Here is a 12,599-nt window from a genome sequence, read left to right as displayed (position 1 = left end):
CAGTTGTTTGGTGGTGCCGTACGTCGGCACTAATGTTTGTCATACGGCAATTAACGGCTGAGGCGCCGTCGTGTGACCTCGGTCCGCCCGTGCAAGGGAGCGATACAAGTGTCGGTGTCGGAAGAGAACGCGGAACAGGAGCCGGTCGCGTACCAGGTCAGCGCCTTCTTGGAGCGGCGCCGCGAGCAGATCGCCCAACGGTGGGCGGACGCCGCGCTGTTCCGCACGGTGTTCACCGTGTCCCGGGACGAGGCGGTGGAGGCGGGCCGGGCCGTGGCCGCGAGCCTGGCGGCCGTGGCGGCGTCCGGGCGGCTGGACGACATCCGCGCGTCCGGCTTCGAGGCCGTGCGCGACCAGTTGGGGCGGATGGCCGCCTCCCGCGCCCGCACGGGCATGGACCTGGACGGGGTCGCCGGCGAGGTGGCCTCGCTGCGCGAGCCGGTGACCGAGCTGCTGCGCGCCGAGTTCCCCGAGCCGTACGCCCCCGAGGCGCAGGACGCCGTGGTGGCGCTGACGGTGCTCATGGGCACGCTGCGCCTGGTCGTGATGGAGACCACGGTCAGCGCGGGTGAGGAGCTGATCGCCCGGCAGCGCGAACAGCTGCACGAGGTGGCCACCCCGGTGATCAAGCTGTGGGAGAGCACCGTCGCCGTACCGCTGATCGGCACCCTGGACAGCGCGCGCAGCCAGGTCGTCATGGAGAGTCTGCTGGACGCGATCGTCGCCGAGCGCGCCCGGTACGCCATCCTCGACATCACCGGCGTGCCCACCGTCGACTCGCTGGTCGCCCAGCACCTGATGAAGACCGTGGCGGCGGCGCGGCTGATGGGCGCCGAGTGCATCGTCTCCGGCATCCGGCCCGCGATCGCGCAGACCATCGTCCACCTGGGCATCGACCTCGGCACGGTGCTCACCCGCTCCAGCCTGGCCGACGCGCTCGCTTACGCGCTCAGCCAGCAGGGGGTCGAGATCGCACCGCTGAGGGCGGCCGGCGCGGCGGCGGACGCGGGCACGCGGTGACCGGGATCGCGGGCCACGGGCCCGTGGGCGGACACGGCTTCACCGTGCCCGTCCTCCAGCTGGGCGATGTCCTGCTGGTCACCCTCCAGGGGGAGTTGCACGACGGGATGGCCGAGCAGCTCCAGCAGGACATCACGGCCCGGATCTCGCACAGCAGGGTGACCGGGGTGGTGATCGACATCTCCGGTGTGGAGATCGTCGACTCGTTCCTGGGGCGGGTCCTGGCCGAGATCGCCGCCGGAGCCAAGCTGCTGGCGGCCCGTACGGTACTGGCCGGGATGCGACCGGCCGTGGCCATCACGCTGGTCGAGCTGGGGCTCACCCTGCCCGGCCTGCAAACGGCCCTGGACGTCGAACGTGCGATGGAGCTCCTCGGCGTCACCACGCGCCGGGGTGAGGGGAGTCCATGATGCAGGCTTCCCGCCATGCCGGTCCGGCCAGCCTGCCGATCGGCTCGGACGCCGATCTGGCATGGGTGCGGCAGCAGGTCCGGCAGGCCGCAGCCGAGCTCGGCTTCGGGCTCGTGCAGCAGACCAAGCTCGTCACGGCGGCGAGCGAACTGGCCCGCAACACCCTCGTCCACGGCGGGGGCGGCCATGTGGAGATCACCCCGCTGGAGGCCGCGTCGTCGCGCGGACTGCGGCTGGCCTTCGTCGACACCGGGCCCGGCATCCGCGACCTGGACCAGGCGCTCACCGACGGCTACACCAGCGGCGGCGGCCTCGGGCTCGGCCTGAGCGGCGCCAAGCGGCTGGTGCAGGAGTTCGAGGTGGACAGCCGGCCCGGTGAGGGGACCACCGTCACCGTCACCGCCTGGGCCACCGTCGTGCCGCCCTCCCGGACGGTGCCGTGATGAGCAGGGTCTGGGACGTGCCGGTGGAGGACGACTCGACGCGGGTACGGGACGTGCGGGTGGCGGCCGAGGAGGCCAGCGCCTGCGCCGGCCTGCCCGCGAACCGGACCGCGACCGCCGCGCTCGTGGCGACGGAACTGGCGACCAACCTGCTGCGGCACGCCGAGGGCGGGCGGGTGCTGATCAACCTCGTGGAGCGCGCGCACGACGGCGACCGCCGGCCGGTCGTGCAGCTCGTCTCGCTCGACCACGGACCCGGCATCCCGGACGTCGCGGCGGCGATGCGCGACGGCTACACCACGACCGTCGCCGCCTCGCTGGGCGCCGGGCTCGGGACGTGCCGGCGCATAGCGAACGACTTCGACCTGCACAGCGCGCCGGGCCGGGGCACCGTCGTGATGGCCCGCATCGGCCATGAGCCGGCCGTCCGCAACCAGGGGCCGCCTCCGGCCGGGCCGCGCGCCGGGGGCGTCAACGTGTCCCTCGGCAGGGCCGAGCACTCCGGGGACGCCTGGGGCCGGGTGCGCAGCGGTGACCGTCTGACCCTGCTGCTCGCCGACGGGCTCGGCCACGGGGAGAAGGCCGCCGAGGCCTCCACCGCGGCGGTGGAGGGGCTGCGCGGCCTGGGCGAGTTGCCGCCGGCGGAGATCCTGCGGAGTCTGGGCCGGGCTCTTCGCCCCACCCGGGGCGCGGCCGTCGCCGTGGCCCAACTGGACCTGCGGGAAGAGCGTTTGAGCTTTGCCGGGATCGGCAACGTCGGTGCCCGGCTGCGGACCGACGGTGCGTGGAAGCCGCTGCTGTCCCACCCGGGCATCGTGGGCGCGCAGGCGCCGGCGTCGGTGCCCGTGCAGCGCGTGCCGTGGCACCCGGGCAGTCTGCTGGTGCTGCACAGCGACGGTCTGCCCAGCCGCTGGACGCCGCCCGACGACGGCGTCCTGCCCGGCTGCGACCCGGCGGTGGCCGCCACGGTGGTACTCCGGGACGCGGGCAGCGCGGCCCGCCCGGTGCGGGACGACACCTGCGTGGCGGTCCTCACCGCAGGAGGCGAAAGCCACCACGGCTCGGGCACGTGAGGCCTGCCGGCGGCGGGTGTGGCGAGGGTTCGGGTGGGTGAGGCCTGGCGGTGGCGGGTGCTGCCGGGGGGCGGTTTCTCAGCGGTCCTTCGGGCTGCCGGTGTCCGACGGCAGCGTGGTGCGGGCCATGAGGAAGCCCCGCAACCCCCTGCTCAGCGCCGCCCGTTCCGCGGGCTTCATGGCCGCCAGTGCCGCGGTCAGGGCCTGGACGCGGCGGCCGGCGACCTCGCCCAGGACGTGGTGTCCATGTGTCGTGAGCCACAGTTGAACTTCGCGGCGGGTGTCGGGATGCGGGGCCCGTTCCAGCAGGCCGGCCGCGGCCAGACGGTCGCAGAGGCGGCTGGCCGTGGGGAGACCGATGTCCAGGCCGTCCGCCAGGGCCGTGAGATTCAGCCCGGGTGCGGCCTGCACGGTGCGCAACGCCCGCAACTGGTGCGGTGACAGCCGCAGGGACGCCTCCTGGGCGGCGACCGACCACAGCGCCACCAGGCTCTCCACGGCATCGGCGATCTGCGCTGCGACGGCCTCCGGGCCCTCGCCCGGTCCCCTCGCCCGGTGGTTGCCGGGGCCGCCGAGATCGGTCACGAAACGGTCACTTCCATAAACGCACGGGTACTGATGAGGTCGCCCTCTTGCAAAGGCTGTACCCGATGAACCGAAGGGCAAGCAGCCCGGTTCAGCGCCCGTCCGGACCGACCGCCGATCAGCCCGCGTTGAGCTCCGCCAGCGCCGCGAGCGGCAGCGTGTGCTGGGTCTGGAGGACTTTCGCGCGCAGGTAGCGGACGTTGTGGGCGGTGGTGAAGACGCCGGTGGGGACCCGGTCGCGGACGCCGACGCCCAGGGACCGCAACTGGTCCGCTTTGTCCGGGTTGTTGGAGAGCAGGTCGAGTTCGCCGATGCCCAGCGCCCGGAGCATCTGGGCCGCCGCGGTGTAGTCGCGGGCGTCCTCCGGCAGCCCCAGCGCCGCGTTGGCCTCGTACGTGTCGAGCCCCTCGTCCTGGAGGGCGTAGGCGTCGAGCTTGTTGTACAGGCCGATGCCGCGGCCCTCCTGGCGGAGGTAGAGGAGGACGCCGCCGCGCTCGGCGATGCGCTCGACCGCCTCGCGCAGCTGCGGGCCGCAGTCGCAGCGGGCGCTGCCGAACACGTCCCCGGTCAGGCACTCGGAGTGCAGCCGCACCAGCGGGACCGGGCCGGGCTCTCCGAGGACCACGGCCACGTGCTCCCGGCCGTCCGCCAGCCCGTAGAACGTGACGAGCTCGGCGTCCGCCTCGTAGCCGTCGTGGAAGCGCAGCGGGACCCGGACGCGCGAGCGCGGGGTGGCGACGACGGCGGGAGTGTCGGGCATACGGGGCCTCCGGGGTCCGTTTCCTGTTCGGCTGCACAGCCGCACTGCTTCAGATTTGAAGCAGATCCACGCCTGGAACCCTACTCGTGCTTTAAATTTGAAGCAACGAGGATTCCGCTGGGTGTGACGCGGGTCACGAACAGCTGGGTGAAGATCTCCGCCGCCACGGCACGTCGTCCGCCGCCGCACGCGGCCCGTCCTCCTGGAGGCCCTGCGCGATCGCCGCGGAGATCTCCTCCAGCTGGCTCACCTGCTCCTCGCTGAGCCGGTCGAACAGGGCGCTGCGCACGGTCTCGACATGCCCGGGCGCCGCCCGCTCCAGCACGGCGAACCCCTCGTCGGTCAGCACCGCGATGCTGCCGCGCTTGTCGTACCGGCAGGCCTCGCGCCGCAGCATGCCGTCCTTCTCCAGCCGGGTGACCGCGTACGTCAGCCGGCTGCGCGTGATCTTCAGCCGCTCGGCGAGGTCGGTCATGCGCAGCCGCCGTTCCGGGGACTCCGACAGGACGGACAGGATGGAGTAGTACAGGTGCGGCATGCCGGCGTCCTGCTGGAGCTGCCGGTCGATCGCGTCCTCCAGGAGCAGCGAGGCGGCGATGTAGGCGCGCCAGGCGCGCTGCTCCTCGGGGGTGAGCCAGCGAGTCGTCATGCCGCCAGTGTAGGTTTGTTTCAAACTTGAACCAAGCCCTGTCCGTCCCGCCGTCCCGACCAGCCGCGGAGCACCGATGCCTCACCCGTACGTCCTGCTGTCCGCCGCCGTCTCCCTCGACGGCTACTTGGACGACACCGGACCCGACCGGCTGCTGCTGTCCGGTCCGGCCGACTTCGACCGGGTCGACGAGGTCCGGGCCGGCGTCGACGCGATCCTGGTCGGCGCCGGCACCCTCCGCGCCGACAACCCGCGTCTGCTGGTGAACTCGGAGCGGCGCCGGGCCGCCCGCACGGCCGCGGGTCAACCCGAGTACCCCCTGAAGGTCACCGTCAGCGGCTCGGGCGACCTCGACCCGGACGCCCGCTTCTGGCACACCGGCGACGAGAAGCTCCTCTACACGACCGACCGGGGTGCCCGACGCGCCCGCGCGCTCGGCCTCGCCGCCGACGTCGTCCCGCTCGGCACCGAGCTGGACTGGCGGCGGCTGCTCACGCACCTGCACGACGTCCGGGGCGTGGGGCGGCTCATGGTCGAGGGCGGCGGCCTGATCCACACCCAGCTCCTCACCCAGGGTCTGGCCGACGAACTCCAGCTGGTCCTCGCCCCGCTCTTCGTGGGCGACCCCCGGGCGCCCCGCCTCTTCGGCCCGGGCGGCTACCAGGGCGGCCGCCTCCGGCTGCTGGAGTCGCGGCGGATCGAGGACGTCGTCCTGATGCGCTACGAACCGACCGCCCCGGGCACCGGCCCCCTGCCCGCCGCCGCCGACCACCACTGGCTGGCCCTCGCCTGTGAACTGGCCGAGCACTGCCCGCCGTCGGACACGGCGTTCAGCGTGGGTGCGGTCGTCGTCGCCGCCGACGGCACGGAACTGGCCCGCGGCCACTCCCGCGAGGGCGGCGACCCGGTGGTGCACGCCGAGGAGGCGGCCCTCGCGAAGCTCGACCCCGCCGACCCGCGCCTGCCCGGCGCGACGGTGTACAGCAGCCTGGAGCCGTGCGCCCGCCGCGCCTCCCGGCCCGCGCCCTGCGCCCGGCTGATCCTCGACGCGGGCGTCCGGCGGGTCGTCACGGCCTGGCGCGAGCCGGACACCTTCGTGGCGGACGCCGACGGCAGCGGCCTGCTGGCGGCCCGGGGAGTGGAGGTCCTCGTCCTGCCGGAACACCAGGAGCGGGCCAAGGCCCCGAACCGCCACCTGGTGCGCTGAGTACGGGCCGGACGGAGGGTGTGTGCGAGCGGTCCCGCGGATGGCGTACACTGGTGACACAACGACGCGGGGTGGAGCAGCTCGGTAGCTCGCTGGGCTCATAACCCAGAGGTCGCAGGTTCAAATCCTGTCCCCGCTACTGAAGGCCGAGGGCCGGAATCCGAAAGGGTTCCGGCCCTCGGTGTTTTCCGGGGGCTTGCCCGGTGGTTCCGAGGCTGCCCGGTGGCTCGCTACGGTCGGTGAGCGAACCGTCCCGTTCCGCATAACAACTGACACACCGTCAAAACCCGCCGGTCACCTGCACGGTGGTCAACTCGCCCGATTTAAACCGGTCATGGCAGGTAAGTCCGCGCGAAAAAGGTTAATGATCAAGCGGAATCGCTGGAATACCCCCCGCGCCTCCATTAACGTTCGATAACGCAGCGCGGTCGTCCCAGCCGTCACAGAAGGCGGCTCCGTGCGCACGCGCCGAATCCCGAAAGGGAACCGGGGAACCACCACTTGGGGTGAATCGGGCGGATACCACCGTGGAAGCACGGCAGGTATACGCGCGTAGGAGACCTTCCTGCTCCGAACCCGTCAGCTAACCCGGTAGGCGAGAAGGAAGGAAAGGAGCACGCCCACGTGGCGTCCAACCGGCCTGCCCCCACGGCCCCGTACGCGCCGAAGCGCGAGAACGACACCTTCGGCTACGGCGGTCAGCGCACCGACGAGGGCCCGTTCCAGGAGTGGAACCCCACCGAGGAGTCCATCCGTCCCGTCCGCGGCCGGCATCGCGTCACCAAGCAGCGCGGCGGAGGTCTCGCCCGCAGCTCCACCGTCCTGGGCGTAGGCGTCATAGCCGCCGTGGGAGCCGGCGGCATGGCCAGTGCCCAGACCGGCAAGCCCCCGGTGTCCATCTCCGTTCCGGACCTGCCCTCGGTGGGTTCCCTCATCTCGGACGACGACACCCCCGAAGGTTCCGCCACCCCGCTCAGCAGCCTCGGCACCGCCACGGCGGCCACCGAGCAGGCCGAGGGCACCTCCGGTGCCGGCGAGGCGCTGCGCGCCCGGATCATGGCCCAGGTCGAGCACCAGCAGGAGCAGATCGAGACCAAGGCCGCGCAGGACGCCGCGGCCGCCGCCGAGAAGGCCGCGGCGGAAGCCGTCGCCAAGGCGGAGCAGGAAGCCAAGGCCAAGGCCGCCGAGGCCAAGAAGAAGGCGGAGGAGGAGGCCAGGAAGAAGGCCGAGGCCGAGCGGCTCGCCACCCTCGCCAAGCAGTTCACCCTGCCGACCTCCTCGTACACCCTCACCTCGACGTTCGGCCAGGCCGGCGCCTACTGGTCCTCCGGCTACCACACCGGCCTGGACTTCGCCGCCCCCACGGGCACGCCGATCAAGGCCGTGCACAGCGGCACCATCACCGAGGCGGGCTGGAACGGCTCCTACGGCTACAAGACCGTCCTCACCCTCGATGACGGCACCGAGATCTGGTACGCGCACCAGTCCTCCATCGGCGTCAGCGTCGGCCAGAAGGTCAGCACCGGCGACGTGATCGGCCGCGTCGGCGCCACCGGCAACGTCACCGGGGCGCACCTGCACCTCGAAGTCCACTCCGGCGGCTCCGCGAGCGGTATCGACCCGATGGCCTGGCTGCGCGGCAAGGGACTGAACCCGTAAGCGGCACGCGCGGTGTCCACGGGAGTTCCGCAGCCGTTGCGGAATGAGATCCTCCCGTCCGGTCGTTGACACCGGGCATGACTTCTCTTCGCAAGCTCGGCTCCTCCGACCTCGAGGTCTTCCCCCTCGCCCTCGGCGGCAACGTCTTCGGCTGGACCGCCGACCAGGCCCGGTCCTTCGACGTCCTCGACGCGTACACCGCCGCCGGCGGCAACTTCGTCGACACCGCCGACGTCTACTCGGCCTGGGCCGACGGCAACCGGGGCGGGGAGTCCGAGACCATCCTCGGCACGTGGCTCGAAGCTCGCGGCAACCGCTCCGACGTCGTCGTCGCCACGAAGGTCAGCCAGCACCCCGAGTTCCGGGGACTGTCCGCCGCGACCATCACGGCCGCCGCCGACGCCTCCCTGCGACGCCTGCGCACCGACTACATCGACCTCTACTACACGCACTTCGATCAGCCCGACGTGCCCGTCGAGGAGATCATCGGCGCGCTCGACGCCCTCGTGAAGGCCGGGAAGGTGCGGCACATCGCCGCCTCCAACATCTCCGCCGAGCGGCTGCGGGAGTCCCTGGAGTTCTCCGACCGCGAGGGCCTCGCCCGGTACGTCGCCCTCCAGCCGCACTACAACCTGGTCTCCCGCGAGACCTACGAGGGCGAGCTCCAGGACCTCGCCGAGCGGGCCGGCCTCGCGGCCGTGCCGTACTACGCGCTCGCCTCAGGCTTCCTGACGGGCAAGTACCGGCCCGGTACGACGGTGGAGAGCGCGCGGGCGGGCGGTGCCGCCAAGCATCTGGAGACCGAGCGGGGGCGGCGGGTGCTCGCAGCCCTCGACGAGATCGCCGGAGCCCATGACGTGCCCGTCGCCACCGTGGCCCTCGCCTGGCTCGCCGCCCAGCCGACCGTGGTGGCGCCGATCGCCTCCGCGCGGACGGTGGAGCAGCTGCCCGCACTGGTCGGCGTCGGAGAGCTGACGCTGACGGAGACGGAGATCGAGCGACTGACCGAGGCCTCGGCCTGAGCGGACTGCGGCGCCGGCCGCCGAGGTCTTGGGGTTCGGGCTGGGCAGGGCCCGGGAGTGGCAGGGGCTGTGGTGTCGGCTGCCGGGGGGTTGGTCCGGGTCGGGGTCAGGAGCGGTACGGGTTGTACGCCGGGTACGGCGTCGGCCGGGTCGGCTGGTGGGCGTAGCCGTAGCCGTAGCCGTAGCCGTAGCCGTAGCCGTACACGCCGTGGACCGGCCAGGGCGGGGCCGCCACCGGGACCGGAGGGGCGGTGATCCGCGCCGCGTGGTCCAGCGCGGGGCGGGACACCTCCCGGCGCCGCCACAGTTCGCCGAGGAGCTCCCCCTCCCGTACGGCGAAGTCCGCCCGGGCACCGCCCCGCCGGGCCCGGTGCCGCAGGAACGCCAGGGACGTCGCGTACGCCTCGTACCGGGCCACCTCCCGGGCCGCCGCCCTGCCGAGGTGGCGGCGGGCGTACTGGCGGGCGATCCGCCGGGCCCGCATCGAGCCGAGCGCGTACGGCTCGGCCGGGGTCAGCCAGCCGGCCACGGTGTAGGCGGGCAGCTCGGCCCGGATGGTCTTCAGCTCCCGCTGCCGCGTCCAGATCACCAGCCACGTCAGCAGCCCGAAGATGGGCACCATGAACGCCGCGTACACGGCGAAGAAGCCGTACTCGCCGAACGCCGACGAGCCGTTCCACATGGCGTGCATGCCCATCGCGAGCAGCAGCCCGGACAGCGGGAAGACGGGTCGGCGGGCCGCCGAGAGCGCGGAGATGCCGAAGCCGATGCCGGTGAGGACCGTGAAGAGCGGATGCGCGAACGGCGACATGATGATCCGCACGAAGAAGGTCGCCGCCGTGACGGAGGCGATACCGCTGCCCCCGGTCAGCTGGTCGGTGCCGAAGGCGGTGCCGAGGTAGAGGATGTTCTCGGTGAAGGCGAAGCCGGTGGCGGTCACGCCGGCTATGACGACGCCGTCGACGATGCCGGTGAAGTCGCGGCGCCGGAACAGGAACACCAGGAGCACGGCCGCCGCCTTGGCCGACTCCTCGACCACCGGCGCTATCACCGTCGCGCCGAGGGTGTCCGCGCTGGACGGGTCCGCCGTCGCCGTGGCGATCCATCTCGTCGCGAAACTGTTGGCGACGATCGCTATCAGCGCCGCCGCGCAGGCGCCCCAGGCGAAGCAGAACACCAGGTTCCGCCAGGGGCCCGGTTCGACCCGGTCCAGCCAGCGGAACGCGGCTATCAGCAGGGGCACCGGCAGGACGGCCAGTCCCAGCCCCACCAGGAACCCCTCCGTGCCGGTCTCCTCACGGACCAGGGCGAGGATGACCAGGCCGGATATCGCGAGGAGCGTGCTCAGCGCGCCGTAGCGCACCCAGGGGCGGTGCCACCAGTGGGCGTGCCGCGAGGAGCCGGCTGTGCCTGAGCCGGCGAAGGATGCGCCGTCGGTGGGACCGACGGGGTACGACGGATGTGGGGGGCTGGTGGCCACGGCATTGACCCTAACGACGGATGGGTGCTGTCCGCAGGCGGGAGAGGTGCCAGGGGTGGTCAGGCGCCGGCGGGGGGCTGGTCCACGTGCTGTACGCGGCGGAAGAGGAGGTCGTTCACGACATGTCCCTTGTCCAGTCCCTGGCCCTCGAAACGGGTCAGCGGACGGAAGTCGGGACGCGGCGCGAAACCGCCGTCCGCCTGCGTGTTCTCGAAGTCGGGGTGCGCCGTGAGGACCTCGAGCATCTGCTCGGCGTACGGCTCCCAGTCGGTGGCGCAGTGCAGGAGCGCGCCGGGCCGGAGGCGGGGGGCGGCGAGGGTGAGGAAGTCGGGCTGGATGATCCGGCGCTTGTGGTGCCGCTTCTTGGGCCAGGGGTCGGGGAAGTAGACGCGCAGGCCGTCGAGGGAGTCCGGGGCGAGCATCTCGCGCAGCAGGATGATCGCGTCGCCGTTGCCGACGCGGACGTTGGACAGGCCGTTGCGGTCGGCGAGGTTGAGCAGGTTGCCCTGGCCGGGGGTGTGGACGTCGACGGCGAGGATGTTCGTGGCGGGGTCGGCGGCGGCCATCTGCGCGGTCGCCTCACCCATGCCGAAGCCGATCTCCAGGACGACGGGGTTGTCGTTGCCGAACAGCTCGCGCAGGTCGAGGGTCCGGCCGCCGTCGATGTCGAGGCCCCACTTGGGCCACAGGCGCTGCAGCGCGTCCGCCTGACCGGCGGTGACCCGGCTGCGCCGCGGCTGGAAGCTCCGGATCCGCCGCTCGAAGTGCGACCCGGCGGGGTCGGCCTTCGGACCGTCGGGGAAGCGCGGCTCTCCCTTGGCCCGGGTACCGCGGACGGAGACGCCGGGGGTGTGCGGGTGCGGGCGCTGGACATCGGGGGTGTTCGCGGACTCAGACACAGTGCCTCTGATTTTACGGCTGCGGCAGGAGGCGGAGACGGCGGTGGTCCCCCGCTCCGCCGGGCCGCGGACCCGCCCGGCATCAGCGACGACGCCGGGTCCCGGGCGGCTCACAGGGCGCTCAGTGCCCTCCGTGCCACCTCCCGCCCGATCGGCAGAGAAGCCGTGGCCGCGGGCGACGGTGCGTTGAGGACGTGGACGGTCCTGGCGCCCTCGCGGATCAGGAAGTCGTCGACCAGGGTCCCGTCACGGAGGACCGCCTGTGCGCGCACGCCCGCCGCCGTCGGTACCAGGTCGTCCTCGGACACCCCGGGCAGCAGCCTGCGTACCGCTTGGGCGAACGCCCTCTTGGAGAGGGATCGCCTCAGCTCACCCGCCCCGTACCGCCAGTGCCTGCGGGCTATCCGCCAGGAGCCGGGCCAGGTCAGGGTCGAGCCCAGCTCGCGCGGTCTCACCGTGCTCCACCGGTATCCCTCACGGGCCAGGGCCGGCACCGCGTTGGGCCCGACGTGGACACCCCCGTCGATGCCCCGCGTGAGATGCACCCCGAGGAACGGGAACGCCGGGTCGGGCACGGGGTAGACCAGGCAGCGCACCAGCTCCGGCCGGGCCAGCTCGTAGTACTCGCCCCGGAAGGGCACGATCCGGACGTCGGGGTCGTCCCCGGTGAGCCGGGCGACCTCGTCGCACTGCAGCCCCGCGCAGTTCACCAGGACCCGTCCGCGTACGACGTCCCCCGCGGCCGTGAGCACGGCGACCCCCCGATCGGGGCGCCGGTCGACCCGCACCACCCGGGTGCCGTAGCGGATCTCGGCGCCCGAGCCGTGGGCCAGCCGGCGGGCGACCGCGACGAAGTCGCAGATGCCGGTCGTGCCGACGTGGATCGCGGCCAGGCCGCTGACCTCCGGCTCGTACGCGGCGATCTGGGACGCGCCCAGTTCGCGGACCGGGATGCCGTTCTCCCGGCCGCGCTGCACGAGCGCGTGCAGACGGGGCAGCTCCGCACGGTCGGTGGCGACGATCAGCTTGCCGGTGACCGCGTGCGGGATGCCGTACTCGGCGCAGAACTTGACCATCTCCGCCGCGCCCCGCACCGCGTAGCGCGCCTTGAGGGAACCGGGGCGGTAGTAGACGCCGCTGTGGATGACGCCGCTGTTGCGGCCGGTCTGGTGGCGGGCCGGGCCCGGCTCCTTCTCCAGGACGGTGACACGTGTGCCCGGTGCGGCGCGGGTGATCGCGTAGGCCGTCGACAGGCCGACGATGCCGCCGCCGATCACCAGCACGTCACAGTCGTACGCCGTCCGCACCCGCACCACCTCCCGCTACCGATAGTGCACTGCGCCACTGACAACGCCTTCAAACGCCGGGAGCGCCACAGTCTCCAAGGGCGCG

13 protein-coding genes, 1 tRNA gene and 1 riboswitch are annotated in these 12,599 nt (G+C 72.6%); of the genes, 8 read left to right on the top strand and 6 right to left on the bottom strand.

What is annotated here, in order from left to right; translation table 11 throughout:
• The first annotated feature begins 108 nt into the window (after window positions 1-108).
• The 4 genes from ACFV20_RS03865 to ACFV20_RS03850 are packed head-to-tail and all read left to right on the top strand — an operon-like array spanning window position 109 to window position 2,946.
• Window positions 109-1,020 carry an STAS domain-containing protein gene (locus ACFV20_RS03865; RefSeq protein ID WP_385652032.1) on the top strand — a complete coding sequence of 304 codons (912 nt, stop codon included), beginning with the start codon at window positions 109-111 and terminating at the stop codon, window positions 1,018-1,020.
• On the top strand, window positions 1,017-1,430 hold the full coding sequence (locus ACFV20_RS03860) for an STAS domain-containing protein (protein ID WP_385652030.1): 414 nt from the start codon (window positions 1,017-1,019) through the stop codon (window positions 1,428-1,430). Before ACFV20_RS03865 ends, ACFV20_RS03860 begins: the two co-directional genes overlap by 4 nt.
• Window positions 1,430-1,873, top strand: coding sequence for an ATP-binding protein (locus ACFV20_RS03855; protein ID WP_385652527.1), 444 nt, complete (start codon window positions 1,430-1,432; stop codon window positions 1,871-1,873). Before ACFV20_RS03860 ends, ACFV20_RS03855 begins: the two co-directional genes overlap by 1 nt.
• Window positions 1,873-2,946, top strand: coding sequence for a SpoIIE family protein phosphatase (locus ACFV20_RS03850; RefSeq protein WP_385652028.1), 1,074 nt, complete (start codon window positions 1,873-1,875; stop codon window positions 2,944-2,946). The genes ACFV20_RS03855 and ACFV20_RS03850 overlap by 1 nt, the downstream gene beginning before the upstream one ends.
• 78 nt (window positions 2,947-3,024) lie before the next feature.
• Here ACFV20_RS03850 and ACFV20_RS03845 read toward each other — a convergent pair whose 3' ends face one another.
• The 3 genes from ACFV20_RS03845 to ACFV20_RS03835 all read right to left on the bottom strand — a co-directional run bounded on the left by ACFV20_RS03845 (window position 3,025) and on the right by ACFV20_RS03835 (window position 4,940).
• On the bottom strand, window positions 3,025-3,531 hold the full coding sequence (locus ACFV20_RS03845; RefSeq protein ID WP_385652025.1) for a MarR family winged helix-turn-helix transcriptional regulator: 507 nt from the start codon (window positions 3,529-3,531) through the stop codon (window positions 3,025-3,027).
• Window positions 3,532-3,649: 118 nt separating this feature from the next.
• Complete coding sequence (ribA, locus tag ACFV20_RS03840; RefSeq protein WP_385652022.1) at window positions 3,650-4,291, bottom strand: GTP cyclohydrolase II; 642 nt, start codon at window positions 4,289-4,291, stop codon at window positions 3,650-3,652.
• Between the two features lie 133 nt (window positions 4,292-4,424).
• Window positions 4,425-4,940 (bottom strand): MarR family winged helix-turn-helix transcriptional regulator, encoded by a 516-nt coding sequence (locus ACFV20_RS03835; RefSeq protein ID WP_385652020.1) that lies wholly within the window; start codon window positions 4,938-4,940, stop codon window positions 4,425-4,427.
• Window positions 4,941-5,016: 76 nt separating this feature from the next.
• Between ACFV20_RS03835 and ACFV20_RS03830 the strand changes: the two genes are divergently transcribed.
• The 4 genes from ACFV20_RS03830 to ACFV20_RS03815 all read left to right on the top strand — a co-directional run bounded on the left by ACFV20_RS03830 (window position 5,017) and on the right by ACFV20_RS03815 (window position 8,828).
• On the top strand, window positions 5,017-6,147 hold the full coding sequence (locus ACFV20_RS03830; protein WP_385652018.1) for a dihydrofolate reductase family protein: 1,131 nt from the start codon (window positions 5,017-5,019) through the stop codon (window positions 6,145-6,147).
• 65 nt (window positions 6,148-6,212) lie between these two features.
• Window positions 6,213-6,286 (top strand) — tRNA-Met (locus ACFV20_RS03825).
• A gap of 317 nt (window positions 6,287-6,603) precedes the next feature.
• Window positions 6,604-6,760: riboswitch (cyclic di-AMP (ydaO/yuaA leader) on the top strand.
• An 11-nt stretch (window positions 6,761-6,771) separates the two neighbouring features.
• Window positions 6,772-7,806, top strand: a complete 1,035-nt coding sequence (locus tag ACFV20_RS03820; protein ID WP_385652016.1) for a M23 family metallopeptidase — start codon at window positions 6,772-6,774, stop codon at window positions 7,804-7,806.
• Between the two features lie 77 nt (window positions 7,807-7,883).
• A complete protein-coding gene (locus tag ACFV20_RS03815; protein ID WP_385652014.1) occupies window positions 7,884-8,828 on the top strand; it encodes an aldo/keto reductase in 945 nt (314 codons plus the stop codon).
• Window positions 8,829-8,934: 106 nt separating this feature from the next.
• Here the strand turns inward: ACFV20_RS03815 and ACFV20_RS03810 are convergent, their stop codons facing one another.
• The 3 genes from ACFV20_RS03810 to lhgO form a co-directional block, all read right to left on the bottom strand.
• On the bottom strand, window positions 8,935-10,308 hold the full coding sequence (locus tag ACFV20_RS03810; RefSeq protein ID WP_385652012.1) for a PrsW family intramembrane metalloprotease: 1,374 nt from the start codon (window positions 10,306-10,308) through the stop codon (window positions 8,935-8,937).
• 59 nt (window positions 10,309-10,367) lie between these two features.
• The gene (trmB, locus tag ACFV20_RS03805) at window positions 10,368-11,207 is read right to left on the bottom strand and encodes a tRNA (guanosine(46)-N7)-methyltransferase TrmB (protein WP_385652010.1); all 840 of its coding nucleotides are present in this window, start codon (window positions 11,205-11,207) and stop codon (window positions 10,368-10,370) included.
• Window positions 11,208-11,317: 110 nt separating this feature from the next.
• A complete protein-coding gene (gene lhgO, locus ACFV20_RS03800) occupies window positions 11,318-12,523 on the bottom strand; it encodes an L-2-hydroxyglutarate oxidase (RefSeq protein WP_385652008.1) in 1,206 nt (401 codons plus the stop codon).
• Between the last annotated feature and the right edge of the window lie 76 nt (window positions 12,524-12,599).

The organism is Streptomyces sp. NPDC059696, assembly GCF_042733745.1.
In the GTDB taxonomy this organism is placed as follows: domain Bacteria; phylum Actinomycetota; class Actinomycetes; order Streptomycetales; family Streptomycetaceae; genus Streptomyces.
The sequence above is the reverse complement of the archived record's forward strand: the minus strand, read 5'-3'. Positions and strand labels throughout refer to the sequence as shown.

Coding starts and splice junctions, on each gene's coding strand:
- ACFV20_RS03855 (WP_385652527.1), top strand. CDS start 1,430: ATGCAGGCTTCCCGCCATGCCGGTCCGGCCAGCCTGCCGATCGGCTCG.
- ACFV20_RS03850 (WP_385652028.1), top strand. CDS start 1,873: ATGAGCAGGGTCTGGGACGTGCCGGTGGAGGACGACTCGACGCGGGTA.
- ribA (WP_385652022.1), bottom strand. CDS start 4,291: ATGCCCGACACTCCCGCCGTCGTCGCCACCCCGCGCTCGCGCGTCCGG.
- ACFV20_RS03835 (WP_385652020.1), bottom strand. CDS start 4,940: ATGACGACTCGCTGGCTCACCCCCGAGGAGCAGCGCGCCTGGCGCGCC.
- ACFV20_RS03830 (WP_385652018.1), top strand. CDS start 5,017: ATGCCTCACCCGTACGTCCTGCTGTCCGCCGCCGTCTCCCTCGACGGC.
- ACFV20_RS03815 (WP_385652014.1), top strand. CDS start 7,884: ATGACTTCTCTTCGCAAGCTCGGCTCCTCCGACCTCGAGGTCTTCCCC.